General features: G+C 73.9%; 20 protein-coding genes. 11 read left to right on the top strand and 9 right to left on the bottom strand.

Going from position 1 to position 18,904, the window contains the following annotated elements; all coding sequences use genetic code 11:
- The first annotated feature begins 3 nt into the window (after positions 1-3).
- From BIV28_RS07295 to BIV28_RS07285, 3 genes are all read left to right on the top strand, one after another.
- Entirely contained in the window at positions 4-1,335 is a 1,332-nt protein-coding gene (locus BIV28_RS07295; protein WP_076260580.1) for an MFS transporter, read from the top strand.
- Between the two features lie 30 nt (positions 1,336-1,365).
- Positions 1,366-1,728 (top strand): MmcQ/YjbR family DNA-binding protein, encoded by a 363-nt coding sequence (locus tag BIV28_RS07290; RefSeq protein ID WP_076260579.1) that lies wholly within the window; start codon positions 1,366-1,368, stop codon positions 1,726-1,728.
- A gap of 160 nt (positions 1,729-1,888) precedes the next feature.
- The gene (locus BIV28_RS07285; protein WP_076260577.1) at positions 1,889-3,190 is read left to right on the top strand and encodes an MFS transporter; all 1,302 of its coding nucleotides are present in this window, start codon (positions 1,889-1,891) and stop codon (positions 3,188-3,190) included.
- A gap of 52 nt (positions 3,191-3,242) precedes the next feature.
- Here the strand turns inward: BIV28_RS07285 and BIV28_RS07280 are convergent, their stop codons facing one another.
- From BIV28_RS07280 to BIV28_RS07260, 5 genes are all read right to left on the bottom strand, one after another.
- Positions 3,243-3,725 carry a hypothetical protein gene (locus BIV28_RS07280; RefSeq protein ID WP_076260576.1) on the bottom strand — a complete coding sequence of 161 codons (483 nt, stop codon included), beginning with the start codon at positions 3,723-3,725 and terminating at the stop codon, positions 3,243-3,245.
- Positions 3,726-3,835: 110 nt separating this feature from the next.
- Positions 3,836-5,062, bottom strand: a complete 1,227-nt coding sequence (locus BIV28_RS07275) for an MFS transporter (RefSeq protein ID WP_083707122.1) — start codon at positions 5,060-5,062, stop codon at positions 3,836-3,838.
- Positions 5,059-5,520: a MarR family winged helix-turn-helix transcriptional regulator gene (locus BIV28_RS07270; protein ID WP_076260574.1), complete on the bottom strand. Its 462-nt coding sequence runs from the start codon at positions 5,518-5,520 to the stop codon at positions 5,059-5,061. Before BIV28_RS07270 ends, BIV28_RS07275 begins: the two co-directional genes overlap by 4 nt.
- 156 nt (positions 5,521-5,676) lie before the next feature.
- Positions 5,677-6,612: an LLM class F420-dependent oxidoreductase gene (locus BIV28_RS07265; protein WP_076260573.1), complete on the bottom strand. Its 936-nt coding sequence runs from the start codon at positions 6,610-6,612 to the stop codon at positions 5,677-5,679.
- A 54-nt stretch (positions 6,613-6,666) separates the two neighbouring features.
- Positions 6,667-7,332, bottom strand: a complete 666-nt coding sequence (locus BIV28_RS07260; protein WP_242652819.1) for a TetR/AcrR family transcriptional regulator — start codon at positions 7,330-7,332, stop codon at positions 6,667-6,669.
- A gap of 113 nt (positions 7,333-7,445) precedes the next feature.
- Between BIV28_RS07260 and BIV28_RS07255 the strand changes: the two genes are divergently transcribed.
- On the top strand, positions 7,446-7,709 hold the full coding sequence (locus BIV28_RS07255) for a hypothetical protein (RefSeq protein ID WP_076260570.1): 264 nt from the start codon (positions 7,446-7,448) through the stop codon (positions 7,707-7,709).
- Between the two features lie 7 nt (positions 7,710-7,716).
- The gene (locus BIV28_RS07250) at positions 7,717-9,216 is read left to right on the top strand and encodes an MFS transporter (RefSeq protein ID WP_076260568.1); all 1,500 of its coding nucleotides are present in this window, start codon (positions 7,717-7,719) and stop codon (positions 9,214-9,216) included.
- Positions 9,217-9,367: 151 nt separating this feature from the next.
- On the opposite strand, the gene BIV28_RS07245 is transcribed toward BIV28_RS07250, so the two are convergent.
- Positions 9,368-10,075 carry a LysE family translocator gene (locus tag BIV28_RS07245; RefSeq protein WP_076260567.1) on the bottom strand — a complete coding sequence of 236 codons (708 nt, stop codon included), beginning with the start codon at positions 10,073-10,075 and terminating at the stop codon, positions 9,368-9,370.
- A gap of 70 nt (positions 10,076-10,145) precedes the next feature.
- Between BIV28_RS07245 and BIV28_RS07240 the strand changes: the two genes are divergently transcribed.
- Positions 10,146-11,105: a LysR family transcriptional regulator gene (locus BIV28_RS07240; protein WP_076260565.1), complete on the top strand. Its 960-nt coding sequence runs from the start codon at positions 10,146-10,148 to the stop codon at positions 11,103-11,105.
- A 25-nt stretch (positions 11,106-11,130) separates the two neighbouring features.
- Here BIV28_RS07240 and BIV28_RS19935 read toward each other — a convergent pair whose 3' ends face one another.
- Complete coding sequence (locus tag BIV28_RS19935; protein ID WP_076260563.1) at positions 11,131-11,958, bottom strand: hypothetical protein; 828 nt, start codon at positions 11,956-11,958, stop codon at positions 11,131-11,133.
- Between the two features lie 99 nt (positions 11,959-12,057).
- Positions 12,058-12,636: an RNA polymerase sigma factor gene (locus BIV28_RS07230; RefSeq protein ID WP_076260561.1), complete on the bottom strand. Its 579-nt coding sequence runs from the start codon at positions 12,634-12,636 to the stop codon at positions 12,058-12,060.
- A 94-nt stretch (positions 12,637-12,730) separates the two neighbouring features.
- On the opposite strand from BIV28_RS07230, the gene BIV28_RS07225 reads away from it, so the two are divergent.
- The gene (locus BIV28_RS07225) at positions 12,731-13,678 is read left to right on the top strand and encodes a serine/threonine-protein kinase (protein WP_076260560.1); all 948 of its coding nucleotides are present in this window, start codon (positions 12,731-12,733) and stop codon (positions 13,676-13,678) included.
- A 32-nt stretch (positions 13,679-13,710) separates the two neighbouring features.
- Here BIV28_RS07225 and BIV28_RS07220 read toward each other — a convergent pair whose 3' ends face one another.
- Positions 13,711-14,229 carry an inorganic diphosphatase gene (locus BIV28_RS07220; protein WP_076260558.1) on the bottom strand — a complete coding sequence of 173 codons (519 nt, stop codon included), beginning with the start codon at positions 14,227-14,229 and terminating at the stop codon, positions 13,711-13,713.
- Positions 14,230-14,402: 173 nt separating this feature from the next.
- Here BIV28_RS07220 and BIV28_RS07215 point away from each other — a divergent pair, with 173 nt between their 5' ends.
- The 4 genes from BIV28_RS07215 (at position 14,403) to hpt (ending at position 18,895) form a co-directional block, all read left to right on the top strand.
- Complete coding sequence (locus tag BIV28_RS07215; RefSeq protein ID WP_242652817.1) at positions 14,403-15,956, top strand: D-alanyl-D-alanine carboxypeptidase/D-alanyl-D-alanine-endopeptidase; 1,554 nt, start codon at positions 14,403-14,405, stop codon at positions 15,954-15,956.
- 124 nt (positions 15,957-16,080) lie between these two features.
- Positions 16,081-17,211 carry a zinc-dependent metalloprotease gene (locus tag BIV28_RS07210; RefSeq protein ID WP_076260555.1) on the top strand — a complete coding sequence of 377 codons (1,131 nt, stop codon included), beginning with the start codon at positions 16,081-16,083 and terminating at the stop codon, positions 17,209-17,211.
- Positions 17,212-17,232: 21 nt separating this feature from the next.
- Positions 17,233-18,222, top strand: coding sequence for a tRNA lysidine(34) synthetase TilS (gene tilS / locus BIV28_RS07205; protein ID WP_076260554.1), 990 nt, complete (start codon positions 17,233-17,235; stop codon positions 18,220-18,222).
- A gap of 121 nt (positions 18,223-18,343) precedes the next feature.
- On the top strand, positions 18,344-18,895 hold the full coding sequence (gene hpt / locus BIV28_RS07200) for a hypoxanthine phosphoribosyltransferase (RefSeq protein WP_076260552.1): 552 nt from the start codon (positions 18,344-18,346) through the stop codon (positions 18,893-18,895).
- The last annotated feature ends 9 nt before the right edge of the window (positions 18,896-18,904 follow it).

Genomic DNA, 18,904 nt, shown 5'->3' with positions numbered 1-18,904 from the left:
GGCATGACGAGCAGCACCACACCCGCCCTCCGGTACCCGCTCGACGGGCGTCGCGCCTGGGCGGTGTGGGCTGCCGCCATCTCGGTCTACGTCCTCGCGGTCTTCCACCGCACCTCGCTCGGCGTCGCGGGCCTCGAGGCCGCCGAGCGGTTCGGCATCAGCAGCGCGCAGCTGTCGACGTTCACGATCCTGCAGGTGCTCGTCTACGCGGCGATGCAGCTGCCCGTCGGCGCGCTGCTCGACCGGTTCGGCTCCAAGCGCCTGCTCGGCATCGGGCTGACGCTGCTCACCGCGGCCCAGCTCGGCTTCGCGTTCGTCCAGTCCTACCCGGCGGCGCTCGCGTGCCGGGTGCTGCTCGGCATGGGCGACGCCATGGTGTTCATCTCGGTGCTGCGCCTCGTCGCCGTGTGGTTCTCGCCGCGGCGCACGCCGATGGTCACCCAGATCACCGGCGTGCTCGGGCAGCTCGGCGCCCTCGCCGCCGCCGGTCCGCTCGCGGCCGCCCTCGCCCACTTCGGGTGGACGCCGTCCTACACGGTGGCGGCGTCCGTCGGCGTGCTCACCGGAGTCGCGCTCGTCGCGGTCGTGCGCGACTCGCCCTACGCCGATCACCACCGCGAGGAGCTGCGGCTGCGGGCCCTCGCCCGTGCCCTGCGCGACGCCTGGCTGGTGCCCGGCACCCGGCTCGGCCTGTGGTCGCACTTCACGTCGCAGTTCGCGGCCAACATGTTCACGATGCTCTGGGGCTTCCCGTTCCTCGTCGCCGGCCAGGGCCTGTCGTCCTCGACCGCGAGCGCGCTGCTCATGGTCATGGTCGTCACGACGGTCGTCACGAGCCCGCTCGTCGGCACCCTGACGATGCGCTTCCCGTTCTCGCGCAGCACCCTCGTGCTGTGGATCGTCGCGGGCGCGGTGGCCGCGTGGACCGTCGTGCTGCTGTGGCCGGGCCGGGCGCCGCTGTGGCTGCTCGTGGTCCTCGTCGTGCTCATCGCGGTCGGTGGTCCGGGGTCGATGATCGGCTTCGACCTCGCCCGCACCTTCAACCCGCCCACCCGCATCGGCAGCGCCTCGGGCATCGTCAACACCGGCGGCTTCGTCGCGACCCTGACGGCCGTGGCGCTCGTCGGCGTCGTCCTCGACCACGTGGCCCCGGCCGGGCCCTCGACCTGGGACCTCGACGCCTTCCGCCCCGCGATGGCCGTGCAGTACCCGGTCTGGGCGCTCGGCATCGTGCAGATCCTGCGCTACCGCCGGCGGGCGCGCCGGGCCGCGCGCGAGTCCGACCCGGAGGCCTACGCCGCGATGCAGGCGGGGGAGTCGGTCACCTTCCACTAGCCGGACCGACCGGGCGGGTACGGTGCGGGCATGGCGACGTGGGCCGACGTGGACCTCATGTGCGGACGCCTTCCCGGCGCCGAGCAGGGGCAGGCGCACGAGGGCTCGCCGGCGTGGTTCGCCGGCCGGCACCCGTTCGCCCGGCTGCGGTGGGACGACGCCGGCCGCGAGCTGGTGCAGGTGTGGACCGACGAGATGGACACCGGGCCGGCGCTCGCCGAGCGGCGCGACACCTTCGTGCGCATCGACACCTTCCGCTACCGCGTCACGATGTGGGCCCGCCTCGACCGGCTCGACGCCCGCGAGCTCGCCGAGCTGCTCCTCGACTCCTACGACGTGCGCGGCGGTCCCCGGCGCCGCGGCGACACCGGCCTGGCCGACCTGCTCCGCTGACGCGTCCGGCGGGCCCCCTCCGGCGCCCCTCCCACGCCCCTCCCACGCCCCTCCGACGCCCGTTCCCCCGCTCGTTCCCAGCGTTTTCCCAGCCGGGAGGTATCGGGTCGAGAGCGGGCACGCCGGACATCCCGGCGTCCCATGACGACAGGGAGGTCGCATGGCAGCGCCGACGCAAGCCCGCACGAAACTGACCCCGGACCAACGCAACTCGTTCGCCGCCGCCTACCTCGGCTGGGCCATGGACGCCTTCGACTACTTCCTCGTCGTCCTCATCTACGCCGACATCGCCAAGGACTTCGGCAAGTCGCTGCCGCAGATGGCCTTCATCACGACGATGACGCTCGTCATGCGTCCGGTCGGCGCGTTCGTCTTCGGCTTCTGGGCCGACCGACGCGGCCGCCGCGTCCCGCTCATGACCTGCGTCGCGTTCTACAGCGTCGTCGGCTTCCTCTGCGCGTTCGCGCCGAACTTCGGGGTGCTCATGGTGCTGCGGATGCTCTACGGCATCGGCATGGGCGGCGAGTGGGGTCTCGGGGCGGCGCTCGCGATGGAGAAGCTGCCGACCGAGCGTCGCGGGTTCTTCTCCGGGATCCTGCAGGGCGGCTACTCGATGGGCTACCTGCTTGCCTCGCTCGCCTTCCTCGTCGTCAGCTCGTGGCTCGGGCTGTCGTGGCGCTGGATGTTCGCGCTGTCGATCATCCCGGCCACCATCACCTTCATCATCCGCTCGCGCGTCGTCGAGTCGGAGGTGTGGCAGAACGCCAACGAGCGGGTCCGCCAGACGAGCACGTCGGTGCGCCAGCTGCTCGCCAACCCGGCCATCTGGCGCCGCTTCGTCTTCCTCGTGCTGCTCATGACGGCGTTCAACTGGATGAGTCACGGCACCCAGGACGTCTACCCGACCTTCCTCAAGGCGACCGAGGAGGGCGGCGCCGGGCTCGCCAAGAGCACCGCCACGTGGATCGCCGTCATCTACAACGTCGGCGCCATCGCCGGCGGGGCCGTGGCCGGCGCGCTGTCGGAGCGGTACGGGCGCAAGGTCGTCATCATCACCTGCGCGGTGCTCGGCCTGCCGATCGTCCCGCTCTTCGCCTTCTCGCAGACCGCCGGCATGCTCGCGCTCGGGTCGTTCCTCATGCAGGTCATGGTCCAGGGCGCCTGGGGCGTCATCCCGGCCCACCTGACCGAGCTGTCGCCCGACGAGATCCGCGGGTTCTACCCCGGCGTCACCTACCAGCTCGGCAACTGCCTGGCCGCCTTCAACCTGCCGATCCAGGAGGCGCTCGCGACCTCGCACGGCTACCCGTTCGCCCTCGCCGCGACGATCGTGCCGGTGTTCATCGCCGTCATCGTGCTCACGGCCTTCGGCAAGGAGCGGCGCGGCATCCGGTTCGGCACCGCTGAGGCGAGCCTCATCGAGTCCGGCACCGGCAGTCTCGCGACGACCCGCCAGGCGTGACGCCGTCGGGCCCGGTCGCGCAGGTGGCCGGGCCCGGCCACGTCGAGGCGCCTCAGCCCGGCGGCAGGGGCGTCGGCAGGTCCGTGGGGTCGATGCCGAGGTCGGCGAAGAGCTCGTTCGGGCTCCCGAGCGCGACGTCGACGAGGTCGGGCGGGAACATCTGCCGCACCTGCTGCTCGGCGTCGGCGGTGTCGGGGTAGCTCACCTGGTCGCCGTCGACGCGGAACGGCACGGCGTAGGTCGCCGGCGAGGTGTCGCTGACGCAGACCGTCCAGGCCCACGACGTCGGCGGCTCGGAGCGCAGCAGGCGTACCCGGCAGTCGATGCCGGCACCGAGCTCGGTGAACAGCGGCGTGCCCTCGACGAGCCCCTCGAGGCGGCGCTCCTCGGCGAGCACGGCCGGGTCGGAGCGGTCGGGCAGGTCGCTCGGTGAGAGCCAGCGGAACACCCCGACGAACATCGGCAGCACCAGCGCGGCGACGAGCAGCCCGACGACGACGAGCGCGACGCGTCGGCGGCCGAGGGCGAGGGTCATGCCGCAGAGTATGCCCGGACGGGTCCGCGGCCGCCGACGCGTCGATGCGGACACGCGGACGCCGCGCCCCTGAGCAGGGGCGCGGCGTTCGTCGGAGGGGGAGGCGTCGGTCAGGCGTCGCCGACCGTGAGCGCCTCGGCCTCGGTGCGGGAGGTGACCTCCTCGGCGCCGTGGGCGGGGGCCTCGTCGAGGGCGCCGATGATGCGGCGGGCCGTCGACAGCACGAGGACGGCGAGCACGACGGCGACCGAGCCGACCCAGAACGGCAGGTGGATCGACTTCTCGCCGAGGTTGCCGGCCAGCCACGGGGCGATGGCGCCGCCGCTGAAGCGCACGAAGCTGTAGGCAGCCGACGCGACGCCGCGCTCGACCGGCGCGACCTTCATGACGGTCTCGGTGATGAGCGTGTTGTTCACGCCGAGGAAGGCGCCGGCGAGGATGACGCCGACGACGAGGACGGTCTTGTCCTCCGTCCAGATCGCCATCGCCGCGAGGATGACGGCGAACCCGAGCAGGGCCCCGACGATGCCGGCCATGGTGCCGAACCGGCGCTGGATCATCGGCGCCACGAACACCGAGGTGATCGCGAGCAGCAGCCCCCAGCCGAAGAAGATGAAGCCGATCTCGTGGGCGCCCATGGCGAGCGGGAACGGGGTGAAGGCCAGCAGCGTGAAGAAGCCGAAGTTGTAGAGCAGCGCGGTGATGCCGACGGTGAGCAGCCCGCGGTGGCCGAGGGCCTTGAGCGGCGCGGTGATCGAGGTCGGGCGCGATGCGGGCGGGGTGGCCGGCAGGGTCGTGACGGTCGCGATGAAGGCGACGGCCATGAGGATCGCGACGCCGTAGAACGGCCAGCGCCACGAGATGCCGCCGAGCCAGCCGCCGAGCAGCGGGCCGGTCGCGATGCCAACGCCGAGCGCGGCCTCGTAGAGGATGATCGCCTGCTTGACCGAGCCGGACGCCGCGTTGACGATCGTCGCGAGCGCGGTGGCGATGAAGAGGGCGTTGCCGAGGCCCCACAGGGCGCGGAAGGCGACGATCCCGCCGACGGTGTCCTGGCTGCCGGCGAGGGCGGAGCCGACGATGATGAGCGCCAGGCCGAGCAGCAGCGTGCGCTTGGCGCCGACGCGGCTGCTGACCCAGCCGGTGCCGAGCATCGCGACGCCCATGACGGCCAGGTAGCTGGTGAACAGCAGGGACACCTGCGAGGGGCCCGCGCCGAGCTCGTCGGCGATCGGCTTGAGGATGGGGTCGACGAGGCCGATGCCCATGAAGGAGATCACGCAGGCGAAGGCGATCGACCAGACGGTCTTGGGTTGACGCCACATGGGGGTGGTCATCCGTCCTTTCGGGTGTGGTGCGGGGTGGGGGCGTCCGCCGCGGCGGCCAGCAGCTCGTCCATGACGTCGATGGCGACGCGGACGCGCTCGAGGGCCGGCCCGTCGAGCTTCTCGAGGGCGGGGGACAGGACGGCCAGTCGGGCCCGGCGCACGCTCTCGAGCGCGGCGTGGCCCTCGTCGCTGAGGGAGACCACCGTGGCGCGCGCGTCGTCGGGGTCGGACGCGCGGTGCACCCAGCCGGACGCCGCGAGGCGCTGGAGCTGGGTGGTGATCGTCGGCTGGCTGCTGTGATCGGCGGCCGCGAGGGCGCTGACGCGGGAGGGGCCGAGCTCGTCGAGGAGGGCGAGCAGGCGGGCCTGCGCGAAGGGCACGTCGAACGACGCGTGCCGGCTGGCCCAGCGCGAGAGGCGCGCGGCCGAGCGCAGCAGGTCGTTGCCCAGGGTGGTCGGAACGGTCACCCGACCCAAGTTACATAGATAACCTATGCATTTCAAGTCGACGAGACGTGTGACGGGTGAGGCGCAGTGCTCACTCGACGGAGGAGGTGGCCACCCCCCCTGCGTCGAGTGAGCACGCGGCCCCACGCGTCACACGGCGGGCCGCCCGCCGGGCGGTCAGCGCAGCTGGGGGAGGACCTTCGTCGCGACGTCGGACAGGTGGTCGAGGTCGGCGAGGTCGAGCACCTGCAGGTAGACGCGCTGGGCGCCGGCCTCGGCGAAGGCGCCCAGCTTGTCGACGATCTCGGCGGCCGAGCCGGCCAGGCCGTTCTCGCGCAGCTCGTCGACCTCACGGCCGATCGCCCCGGCCCGACGGCGCAGCGTCGCGTCGTCCTCGCCGAGGCACAGCACCTGGGCGACGGAGTAGGTCAGCGAGTCCGGGTTGCGGTCGACGTCGGCACAGGCTGCGCGGACGCCGTCGAACAGGCGCCTCGAGTCGGCGGCCGACACGAAGGCGGCGTTGAACTCCGACGCGAACCGCGCGGCGAGGGCGGGCGTGCGCCGCTTGCCCCCACCGCCGACGATGATCGGCACGCCGCCCTCCTGGACCGGCTTGGTCAGCGCCGGGGACTCCGTGACGGGGTAGTGCTTCCCGGCGTGCGTGTACGTCGCCCCGACCGGCGTCGACCACAGGCCGGTGACGACCTCGAGCTGCTCCTCGAGGCGGTCGAAGCGCTCGCCCAGCGGCGGGAAGGGGATGCCGTACGCGGTGTGCTCGGCCTCGAACCAGCCGGCTCCGAGGCCCAGCTCGACGCGGCCGCCGCTCATCTGGTCGACGCCGGCCACCTGCACCGACAGGGGCCCGGGCAGGCGGAAGGTGGCCGAGGTGACGAGCGTGCCGAGGCGGATCGTGCTCGTGTCGCGGGCGAGGCCGGCGAGGGTCGTCCACGCGTCGGTGGGGCCGGGTCCGCCGTCGCCGCCCATGGCCAGGTAGTGGTCCGAACGGAAGAAGCCCGAGAAGCCGAGGTCCTCGGCCGCCCTGGCGACCGCGAGGAGGTCGTCGTACGTCGCGCCCTGCTGGGGCTCGGTGAAGATGCGCAGGTCAACGGTCATGACCGTGCAACCACGCGGGTCGCGCCGGCAATCCCGCCGGAGCGGACGGGTTCGTCAGTCGCGGACGATGCCGTCGACGATGACCTCGAGCATGGGGCGCACGTCGAGGTCGGCGTGGCTCGTGTCGGCGACGCTCGCGACGCCGCTGACGAGGCGCATGACGTTGGCGGCGTCGACGCCGGCGCGCAGCTCGCCACGGGCGTCGAGGTGGGACACGACGCGTCCGTTGGCCTCGCCCATGACGCGGCACTTGCGGTACATCGGCGAGTTGGGGTCGTCCATGGCGGCGCAGATCTTCGTCGCGGCGCCGCGGTGCAGCGTGATGTGGTCGATGAAGTGCTCGAACCAGCCCATGAGCATCTCGCGCGCCGGTGCCCCGGTGGCGATGGCGGTGTCGGCGTCGGCGGCGACGCGGTCGGTCCAGTCCTGCATGAGGGCGTCGACGAGCGCCTCACGGTTGGGGAAGTGCCGGTAGAGGGTGCCGGGACCGACGCCGGCGCGCCTGGCGATCTCGTCGAGGGAGGCGTCGGTGCCGCGCTCGGTGAAGACGATCCGGGCCGTCGCGAGGATCTTGTCGTAGTTGCGACGGGCGTCGGCGCGCATCGGGCGGGCCGGCTTGGCACTTTTTTCGGCGGGGTCTGCGGTGGCCGGATCGTGCTGTGCAGCAACGGAATCCGGCGACGGAGCGAGCGTCGCCTCGCCGAGGTCGGCAGGCGTCACGGGAAAACCCCCTTGCGAAAACGGAGAGTGTCTCCGTATTGTTGGTCGAGCAGAACCGGAGTGGTTCTCCGCTAATAGTAGCGCCGACTGTCGTTCCAGAGGAGTCCGGCCGCATGACGACCACGATCCGCCCCACCCGCCAGGCCCTGCGCCTGCACCAGTCCCACCTCGCGACGACGCACCGAGCCCCGCTCGTGACGCGCGGCGAGGTCACCACCGCCCACGACGCCCACGACGCCCACGAGACCCACGACGGCGGCGTCCGCACCCGTACCCGCGCCACGGCGTTCACGCCGCTGCGTCGCGACCCGCTCAGCGTCGAGCGGCACCTGACCTTCCAGCCGGCCGCCTCGCACGGCCACCCCGACGAAGCCTGAGGCCCTGATGTCGACCACCACCCACTCCCCACGAAGCACCGCTTCCACCGCACCCACCTCGTCCACGCAGCCGACGCGGGACCGCGCGGCCCGCCGCGCCTCGATCGGCATCGGCATCGTGCTCGTGGCCCAGCTGATGCTCGTGCTCGACGCCACCGTCGTCAACGTCGCGCTGCCGCACATCGCGACCGACCTCGGCTTCACGCCGGCCGGCCTGTCGTGGGTGCTCAACGCCTACACGCTGGCCTTCGGTGGCCTGCTCCTGCTCGGCGGACGCCTGGGCGACGTCCTCGGGCGCCTGCGCACCTTCGAGATCGGCCTCGCGGTCTTCACCGTCGCGAGCTTCCTCGGAGGCCTGGCCACGACGCCGGGCTGGCTCATCGCCGCCCGGACCCTCCAGGGTGTCGGCGCCGCCTTCGCGGCCCCCGGCGTCCTGGCTCTCGTCACGACGAGCGCGCCCGACGAGGCCGCCCGCAACCGAGGCCTGGCCCTGTTCACCGCCGTGTCCTCGGCCGGCGCCTCGATCGGCCTGCTCCTCGGCGGGGTCCTCACCGACTTCGTCAGCTGGCACTGGACCCTCTTCGTCAACGTGCCGATCGGCGCCGTCGTGCTCGTCCTGGCCCGCCGGTTCGTCACCGAGACCCCGCGCGTCCGCGGCCGCTTCGACGTCGTCGGGGCGATCACCGCGACGCTCGGCTCGGTGGCCGTCGTCAACGGGTTCATCTCCGCGCCCGACCACGGCTGGACCTCGCCGCTGACCCTCGGCTCGTTCGCCGTGGGCCTGGCCCTGCTGGCCCTGTTCGTGCGCACCGAGGGCCGCGTCGCCAACCCGCTCCTGCCGCTCGGCCTCGTCCGGGCCCGGTCGCGGGCCGGTGCCCTGGTGCTCATGGCGCTCGTCGTCGGCGCGCAGTTCTCGACGTTCTTCCTCGTGACGCAGTACCTCCAGCTCGTCCTCGGGTTCAGCCCGGTGGCCACGGGGGCCGCGTTCCTGCCCCTGAGCCTCGCGATCTTCGCGACCTCGCGGGTCAGCGCCCGGCTCGTGGCCAAGGTCGGGCCGCGGGCGCTGATGCTCGTCGGCACGATCGGCCTCACGGCCAGCTTCGTGTGGCTCAGCGGCATCTCGGAGTCGAGCACCTACGCCGCCCACCTGCTCGGGGCGCTCGTGCTCAACGGCGTCTCCGCGGCCCTGGTGTTCATGCCCGTCACCGTCGTCGTCCTCGGCGGCGTCGACCGTGCCCAGGCCGGCACCGTGTCGGGCCTGCTCCAGACGGCGCAGCAGCTCGGCGGGGCCGTCGGCCTCGCGGCCATCGTCAGCGTCTACGCCTCGCAGGCCGAGCCCGGACGCTTCGTGCCCGGAGTCGAGCCCGCGTTCCTCACCTCGGCGACGTTCACCCTCGTCGCGCTCGTCGTGGCCGCGGTCGTGCTGCGGCCGCGCAAGGGCCGCGAGCCGGAGCCGTCGCGCGAGACGGTCGCGGTGGCCACGGCCGACGGGGCCGAGGCCGCCTGACCCGCCCCGCCCTTCAACCGTCGAAAAGCCACGAAGGGCTGGCTGCCCGCAGTCGAGAGGCCACGCCGCGTCACGCGGCGTGGCCTCTCGACGTGTCCGACACCACCGAACGTGGCCTCTCGACGGGTGGGGCAGGCGCGCCGGGGTGGCCTCAGGCGTGGACGGTGGCCGCGACCGACAGCCCGACGGCGACGAGCGACGCGGCGCTGACGCCGTCGACGACGCGTCGGGCGGTGGGCCGGGCCAGCAGGGCGCGACCCCGGTGGACCAGGGCGATGCACGCGAGGTTCCAGACGCCGGCGAGCGTCGTCCAGAGCACTCCCAGCGCCAGCACCGTCACGACGGCTGTCGGGCCCGGCACGACGAACTGCGGCAGCACCGACACCGCCGTGACGGGGCAGCGCGGGTTCGCCAGCGACGTCACGGCCGCGGCCCGGAAGCTCGTGCTCGCGGTCATGGTCGTGCTGCGTTCGGCACGGTGCCCGAAGCGCGTCGCGGCGCCGCCGCCCGGGGTCCTCTGCCGTGCAGTCGACGAGACCTGCACGGCGACAGGGTGATCCGCGCGCCGACGCAAGCGCACCAGCCCGTGCAGCCCTCCGACCACGAGCACCGCTGCTCCTGCTGCGCGGAGCCCCGCGAATGCCGTCGGGTGCGCCGCGGCCAGTGCGCCGAGCCCTGTCGCCACCGCCGTCGACCATGCCAGGATGCCGACGCTCGTGCCCGCCACGGCAGCCAGGCCCCCGGCGACTCCCCGCGCGACGGTCTCGCGCAGCACGACGAGGTTGTTGACGCCGGGGACGAGCACGAGCGTCACGGCGACGGGGAGGAAGGCGGCCAGGGCGGCGGTCGTGGTGGTCACACCCCGACCCTTCCCGCATACGGGCATTCAGTGAAGTCACCTGAGTGAGCGCGAGCATTAAGATCAGTTGATGCGCATCGATCCCGAGCAGCTGCGGATGTTCGCCCTCATCGACGCGCACGGCTCGCTCGCCGGCGCGGCCGCCGAGCTCGGCGTCACGCCGGCCGCGGTCACCGGACGCGTCGCCCGGGCCGAACGGCACTGGGGCGTGCCGCTCGTGCTCCGCGACTCCCGCGGGGCCCGGCTCACCGAGGCCGGCCACCAGCTCGCCGCCCACGGCCGGGAGGTCGACGCCGTGTGCGAGCTCGCCGAGTCGGCGATGTCCGGGGCGCTGACGCTCGTCTCACGCCGGCTGCGCGTCGGCACCTTCATGTCGGCCGCCCTCGGTGTCCTGCCCGACGCCGTCACCGCCCTGCGCCACCGCTTCCCCGACAGCGACCTGTCGATCGTCGAGGGCACGAGCCCGACGCTGCGCGAGCAGGTGGCGGCCGGCGAGGTCGACGTCGCCGTCGTCGGCACCTACGGCGAGGAGCCGCCCCTACCGGGCTGGCTCGTCGCGACGCCGCTCTTCCGCGACCCGCTCGTACTCTGCCTGCCGAGCGACCACCGCCTCGCCGCCACACCACCGAGCCGACCCGTCCGCCTGGCCCTGCTGCGCGACGAGCGGTGGATCGCGATCCTCGCCGGCGAGGCCGCCCGCGCCCAGTTCGACGCCGCCGCGGCCGGTGCCGGCATCGAACCGAGCATCTCCTTCGAGACCGAGAGCTACGACGTCGCCCAGGCCCTCGTGGCCACCGGGCTGGGGGTGGCCGTCATCTCGCAGATGGCCGCGCGGCCCGTCCCCGGCGTCACCCACCGCGAGCTCGAGCGTCCCCGCCTGCACCGCGAGCTGTGGGCCGTGCACGCCCGCGACACCCGGCTGACACCCCTCGCGCCGGAGTTCGTCACCCTCGTGCGGCGGGTCTGCGACGACCTGACCCACCGCTGGGCGGGGACCCCGCTGGCCGAGGTGGTGCGCGCCCAGTCGTGAGCCGCGTCCGGCCCGGTGCCGTGCGTCACCCGAGCCGCGCCGCCGAGTGCCGGACGAGAGCGGCTCCGTCGGGCGGGGTGTCGGTCCCGTCGTAGTAGGCGTCGACGACCGAGGTGCGCGAGCCGAGGCGCACGTTCGCGACGAGCTCGTAGGACGTGCGGCCCTGGTCGACGATCCGCAGCACCCACCACTGGCCCTCGCCCTCGCCCTCGAGACGCACCTGGTGGACCGGCCCCGCGGACCAGGCCACGGGCTGCGCCGCCACCTCGTTCTGCGGGCAGGCGGTGCGCCACTCGTCGACGGCGTCGAAGGACCGGCGCGCGTCGGTGGTGGAGCGGAACTGCTTGACGTACTGGTTGGCGCCCCCGCGGTCGCGCTGCGCGACGCCGCTGAACACCGCGCGGATGCCTTCCTCCTGCTCGGGGCTCTGGTCCTGGCAGACGCTGATCGTCGCCTGCCCCGCGCCCTCCGCGGCGGTCGTGATGCGCACCGGCGACCAGCCCGCGTCGAGGTAGTCGCCGGCGACGAGCAGGTCGGCCTCGCCCAGCGGGCTCGCCGCCGGCGTCGACGGTGCGGGAGCCGTGGCCGTCGTGGCCCGCGGGGTGGTGGTTGCCGGCGTCGCGGGCCGGGGGGCGCGCGACGTGGCCGGCGTCGTGGCGGGTGTCGTGCCGACCGTGGTGGCGGGCGGGGTGGCGGGTGGCGTGGCGGGCGTGGTGGCCGAGGTCGCCGGACCGTGCGACGAGGCCGCGGCCGTGGGGGCGTCGACGGTCCGGTGCAGGGCGATGCCGCCCCCGACGCCGGCGACGGCGGCCGAGGCGAGGACGGCGGCGACGGTGGTGCGCGTGATGGTCATGGTCTCTCCTGTGGCGGTGGTGGCCCGGCCGGGTGGCCCGGGCGGTCACCGGTGGAGATGCGTGCGGTGGCCCGGAAGTTGTGGGGAGAACTCCCCATGTCAGCCGAGGCGCTCGACGAGCCGCTCGCGCAGGAAGACCCGGGCGTCGTGGATGCGCGCCTTGGCGGTGCCGAGCGGCACGCCGGTCTGCTCGGCCACCTCGTCGTAGGGCAGGCCGCCGAGGTCGCGCAGCACGAACGCGTCGACGAGGTGCGGCTTGGCCGCCTCCAGCGCTTCGAGCGCCTCGAGGAGGTCGACGCGTGAGCCGGCGATGACGCTCGTGGTGCGGGGGTCGCCCCGCTCGGGCAGGAACTCCACCGGGTGCTCGGTGCCCCGACGCTTGAGCGAGCGGTACGTCGTGCGGGCGCTGTTCGAGGCCACGACCGTCACCCAGCCGAGGAACGAGCCCGAGCCGGAGAACGTGTCCAGCTTGCGCGCCACCGACACGAGCGCGTCCTGGCACGCCTCCTCCGCGTCGGCACGGTGCGGCAGGAAGCGGGCGCAGCGGCGCATGACGAGCGGCTCGAGGGCGCGCAGGAGGTCGTCCATCGCGCGCGGCTCACCCGAGGCCGCCGCCACACGCAGGCGCTCCAGCTCCTCGGGAGCGAGCTCCCCGGTGGTCGGACCCTCTGTCGGCATGCTCGTCCTTCCCCTGGACCCCTGTGTGAACGGCTGCCCGGGAACGGCACCCGTGGACGGCGCCGACGCGAGGCATGGACCATGATGGACCGCGATGGAGGCTATCGGGCGGTACCAGCTGCGGCACCGGCTGGGTTCAGGGGCGTTCGCGACGGTGTGGCTCGCGCACGACCCCGACCTGTCCGTCCCCGTCGCCATCAAGGTGCTCGCCGACAACTGGACCACCGACCTCGACATCCACCGCCGGTTCCTCGCCGAGGCCCGGCTGCTGCGGCGCATCGGCGACGACCGCGTCGTCCGGGTCCACGACATCGGCGAGCTGCCCGACGGCCGCCCGTTCTTCGTCATGGACCTCGTCGAGGGAGGCACCCTCGCCGACGTCGTCCGGGCCGGCTGCGCTCCCGGGACGGCCCTGCGCCTCGCCGCCGAGGCCGCCCGCGGCCTGCAGGTGCTGCACGACCACGGCGTCGTGCACCGCGACGTCAAGCCCGGCAACCTCCTGCTCGACGAGCGCACCGGCGAGCCGCACGTCGTCATCGCCGACCTCGGCATGGCCAAGGCGCTCGCGGAGTCGTCCGGCCTGACCGTCACGGCGGGGACCCCCGCGTACATGGCACCCGAGCAGGCCCACGGCACCAGCGGTTTCGACCAGCGCGCCGACGTGTACGCGGTGGGCGCGGTGGCCTACGCGTTGCTCGTGCAGCGCCCCCCGTTCGGCGTCGAGTCGGGCCTCGCCGGCATCGCCGGGCGCGACCCGAAGCTGACCCCCGCCCCGGTCGCGGCCGAGGTCGGCGCGCCCGCCGACCTCGACGCCCTGCTGCGCTCGGCCCTGGCCCATGACCCCGCCCGCCGTCCGTCGACGGCCACCGAGCTCGCCGACCGGCTCGACGCCCTGCGCGAGCGCATCGAGGCGGGGGAGGCGGCGGCCCGCCCGACGCGTCCGGGACGCGAGTGGACGACCGGCGCCGTGGCGGCGCTCGCCAGCGCCGCCTTCGGCGTGTTCACCCTCGCGACATGGCTGACCCTCCGCCTCCTCGGGTGAGGTGACGGAGGGCCGGCTGGAAGGGTCGGGGGTCAGTGGCCCTGCGGCATGGCCCAGCGGGCCGTCGAGACGCCCTGCTCCTTGGCGCGCTCGAGGGCCTCGCTGATGATCTTCTCGGCGGCCTCGCGGTTGCCCCAGTCGGAGGCCTCGACGTGCTTGCCGGGCTCGAGGTCCTTGTAGCGCTCGAAGAAGTGCTGGATCTCCTTGAGCGTGAACTCGTTGACGTCGGAGATGTCCTGGATGTGGGCGTTGCGCGGGTCGACCGGCACGCACAGCACCTTGTCGTCGCCGCCGGCCTCGTCGGTCATGTGGAAGACGCCGATGGGCCGCGACTCGACGACGACGCCCGGGAAGAGCGGCTCGGGCAGCAGCACGAGCGCGTCGAGCGGGTCGCCGTCCTCGCCGAGGGAGTCCTCGATGTAGCCGTAGTCGGCCGGGTAGGCCATGGGCGTGAAGAGGTAGCGGTCGAGGCGGATCCGGCCGGTCTCGTGGTCGACCTCGTACTTGTTGCGCTGTCCGCGCGGGATCTCGATGGTGACGTCGAACTCCACGTCTTCCCCTTCACACGGTGGTGGGCGGCCGGGCTCGCGCCGGGTGGCGCGGGGCCGCGATGCCGGCGCAGCGGCCGGCGGCTGACAGAATCTTCCGCGACAGTCTGGCAGCAACGACCACCGTTGCGCGAAACCGGTCGCGCCTCAGACGGCCGGCGAGAAGGGGTGAGCCCGTGATCCGCGGGATGACGTACACGATGGCCGCGATCTGCTCGGCCGTCGTCATCCTGCTCGGCTACGCGGTGCTCGACGTCGCCGGCGCCGCCCCCGGCGTGCTCACCACGGCCCCGCTGCCGCCGCCTCCGCCGACCGAGACGCCGGGCACCCGGACCCTGCCCCTCGTGGCGCAGCCGACGCCGTCGACCTCGGTGCCGCAGCCGCTGCCCTCGCTCGCCGGCGAGACCGCCGCGCCCTCGGCGTCCGGCGTCGAGGCCGCGCTGGCCGACGTGCGGGGCACGGCGGCGCTGCGCGACTCGGCCCTGGTCGTGCGCGACGGGCAGAGCGGCCGGGTGCTCCTCGACCAGGACGGCGCCGCCCTGCGCATCCCGGCCTCGACGACCAAGCTGCTGTCCGCGGCCGCCATCGGGCAGGTGTTCCACGCCGACGAGACCCTCTCGACCGTCGTGCGGGCCGGCGCCGGCTCCGACGAGATCGTCCTCGTGGCCGGCGGCGACTCGCTCATCAACCCCGGCAAGGGCGAGCCCGACGCCGTCGCCGGGCGCGCCGGCCTGCGCGACCTCGCCGACGAGGTGGCCCGGTCGCTCAGGGCCCGCGGCCTCACGAAGGTGCGCCTGTCGGTCGACGAGTCCTACGCCGACGGGCCGCTGCTCGCCACGACGTGGGGCAGCGACTACCGCCGCCTCGCCATCACCGGCCCGGTGTCGATGCTCGGCCTCAGCACCCAGCGCGCCACGTCCGGCCACCCGGCCCTGTCCGACCCCGTCGCCTCGGTCCGCGACCGGCTCGCCGAGCTGCTCGGCGGTCGCGGCGTCGACGTCTCGGTGGAGAAGCGTCCGGGGTCGCTGGCCCGCCGCGCCACCACCGACAACACGGCGGTCGTCCCGACGCCGACGCCGTCGCCCTCCCTCGACGCCACGGCCCCCACCGGTACGCCCTCCGCCTCCGGGACCGGCGCCGCGGGGGCGCAGGGCGGGTACGCGCCCGGCACCGTGCTCGGCAGCATCGAGTCCGCGCCCGTGCGCGACCAGCTCGCCCTCGCGCTCACCGACAGCGACAACGCGCTGACCGAGATCCTCGCTCGCCAGGCGGCCTTCCGCGCCGGCGCCGGCACCTCGTTCCCCGAGGTCGGGGCCTGGGTCGTGCAGCAGGTCGGGGCGCTGGGGCTCGACACGACGGGCGTCACCCTCTCCGACGCGTCCGGGCTCTCCCGCGAGAACCGGGTGCGGGCCGACCTGCTCGCGGACGTGCTCGTCCTCGGCTACGACGGCCACCACCCGGTGCTGCGGCGCGCCCTCGACGGCATGCCGATCAGCGGGCTCACCGGCACGCTCGCGGGCCGCTTCACCGGCTCCGACCACGACGCGGCCGGCCGCGCCCGCGCCAAGACAGGGACGCTGACCGGCGCGAACGCGCTCGCCGGGTCGGTCGTCGACGACGACGGCCGGCTGCTCGTCTTCGTGGGTATGGTCGCCGGGGCGGGAACCAACGACGCCCGGGCCGCGTTGGACCGTTTCGTAGCGACCGTCGCCGCGTGCGGCTGTCGCTGACGGGCCGGTGGGCCGCCCGGGACGTGTCGTCTGCTGCGTCGAGCACCGACGACCTCACCCGCGCGGCCCGATCGGGCCGGTGACCGAGACGTCACGAGAGCCGTCACGAACCGGAAGGGCCGCGATGACCGACACGACCGTCAACAGCGCCACGGGCGGAGCGACGAACGAGGGTCCCGGCGGCGCCGGACCGACCGGTGGTGGGTCCGACGGGTCGGCCACGCAGTACGTCGACTACGAGTTCGCCAAGCGCACCGGCCGCGCCGTCGTCGCTGCCGGTCCGCAGGTGACGCCCGCCGAGGCGGAGGCCATCGTCGCCGACCTGCGCGAGGCAGCCGCGTCCGCAGTCGGGCCCGTCGCCTCGACGAGCGGCCTCGTGGCCCCCGACGACGCGCCACCTCCGCTCGTCGTCGACCGCATCGGCTGGATCGGGGCCAACGTCGACTCCTTCAGGGCGATGCTCGAACCGGTCGTCGACAAGCTGGTCGCCAAGAAGAAGATGCCCACGCCGACCGTCGCGGCGATCGGCGGCAAGGTCACCGGCGCCGAGATGGGCGGCCTGCTCGCCTTCCTCGCCACCAAGGTGCTCGGCCAGTACGACCTCGCGCCCGGCGGCACGCCCCGCCTGCTCCTCGTCGCCCCGAACATCGTCGCCACCGAGCGGCGCCTCGGCGTCGACCCCACGGACTTCCGTCGCTGGGTGGCCATGCACGAGGAGACCCACCGCGTGCAGTTCACCGCGGTCCCGTGGCTGCGCGACCACCTCGTGCGGGAGTCGCAGGCGCTCGCCGTCGACCTCGCCCCGACCCCCGAGGACCTCAGCCGCCGCCTCGAGGCGCTGACGAAGAACCTGCCCGACGTGCTCGGCTCGGGCGAGGGCGTCGCGCAGATCCTCGCCACGCCCGAGCAGCGCGCGAAGATCGCCGAGCTCACCGCGGTCATGTCGCTGCTCGAGGGCCACGCCGACGTCGTCATGGACGACGTGGGCCCGCAGGTCATCCCGAGCGTCGGCGACATCCGCCGCAAGTTCGACCAGCGCCGGCAGGGGTCGGCCGGCATCGACCGCATCCTGCGCCGCCTCCTCGGCCTCGAGGCGAAGATGCGCCAGTACCGCGACGGCGCCGTCTTCGTGCGGGCCGTCACCGACCAGGTGGGCCGCGACGGCTTCAACGCCGTGTGGTCCTCACCCGACGCGCTGCCTCGCGCGGCCGAGATCGTCGAGCCGGCCGCCTGGGTGCGCCGGGTCCACGGCTGAGGCAAGGGAGCCGCCACCGACATGCCCGGTCCCGACCCCGCCGTCGCCGCCACCCGCCTCGCCGTGCGCGAGCACCTGCTCGACCTCCCGCCCGGCGCCCTCGTGCTCGTGGCCTGCTCGGGGGGTCCCGACTCCGTGGCGCTCGCCGGGGCGCTCGCCTTCGAGGCACCCCGGGCCGGGATGCGGGCCGGCGCCGTCGTCGTCGACCACGGCCTGCAGGACGGCTCGGACGGCGTCGCCGACGGGGCCGCCGAGCTGTGCCTCGGCATGGGCCTGGACCCCGTCGAGGTCGTGCGCGTCGACGTGCGCACGTCCGGCTCGGGCCTCGAGGCCGACGCCCGCACCGCCCGGTACGCCGCCTTCGAGGAGGTCGCCACCCGCTTCGGCGCCGACGTCGTGCTCATCGGCCACACCCGCGACGACCAGGCCGAGCAGGTGCTCCTCGGCCTCTCGCGGGGGTCGGGCGCGCGCTCGCTCAGCGGCATGCCGACGCGTCGCGGACGCTTCGTGCGCCCGCTGCTGTCGCTGCCGCGCGCGACGACGCTCGCCGCCTGCGCCGCCTACGGCATCGAGCCGTGGGAGGACCCCCAGAACGCCGACGACACCTTCCGGCGCGTCCGCGCCCGTCGCCTGCTCGCCACGCTCGAGGCCGAGCTCGGGCCCGGGTTCGGCGCGGCGCTGGCCCGTAGCGCCGACCTGCTGCGCGAGGACGCCGACTACCTCGAGACGCTCGCCCGCCAGGCCCGCGCCGGGCTGCCCGAGGCCCCGGGCGGCGGGGTCGACCTCGAGGCCCTCTCGGCGCTGCCGCGGGCGCTGCGCACCCGCGTCTGGCGGCTGCTCGCGGCCGAGGCCGGGGCGCCGCTCGCCGACGTCAGCGCCGCCCACGTCGAGTCGCTCGACGCGCTGCTCACCTCGTGGCACGGCCAGGGCCCGCTCCACGTGCCGGGCGGCATCGCCGTGGCGCGCGAGCGGGGCGCCATCCGCTTCACCGCCCTCGACGCCGCCGGCTGACCCGTGGCCGGCCGGGCCGTCGCGGGGTGGGGGCGACGCATCGGCCCCGCTGCTGTTGAATGGGTCCGCACGTCCGTGCGCGTCCCCGCACCACCACGCACCACCCCGCGAAGGAGCCCCCGTGGACCACGAGCACATGGGCGACGACCTGGCCCAGGTACTGCTCACCGAGGAGCAGATCCAGGCCCGTCTCGCCGAGCTCGCAGAGGAGATCTGGAAGGACTACGAGGGCAAGGAGTTCCTGCTCGTCGGCGTCCTCAAGGGGGCGGTCGTCGTCATGGCCGACCTCATGCGTGCCCTGCCAGGCACCGCGCCGATGGACTGGATGGCCGTGTCGTCGTACGGCTCGGGCACGAAGTCCTCGGGTGTCGTGCGGATCCTCAAGGACCTCGACACCGACATCACGAACCGGCACGTGCTCATCGTCGAGGACATCATCGACTCGGGCCTGACGCTCTCGTGGATCAAGTCGAACCTCGAGTCGCGCAACCCGGCCTCGGTCGAGATCTGCACGCTGCTGCGCAAGCCCGACGTCGTCAAGGTCGACATCCCGGTCAAGTACGTCGGCTTCGACATCCCCAACGAGTTCGTCGTCGGCTACGGCCTCGACTACGCCGAGAAGTACCGCAACCTGCGCTGCGTCGGCACCCTGGCCCCGCACGTCTACGCCTGAGGGCCGGAC

It is taken from the genome of Intrasporangium flavum, from assembly GCF_001956915.1.
Lineage (GTDB): Bacteria > Actinomycetota > Actinomycetes > Actinomycetales > Dermatophilaceae > Monashia > Monashia flava.
The sequence above is the reverse complement of the archived record's forward strand: the minus strand, read 5'-3'. Positions and strand labels throughout refer to the sequence as shown.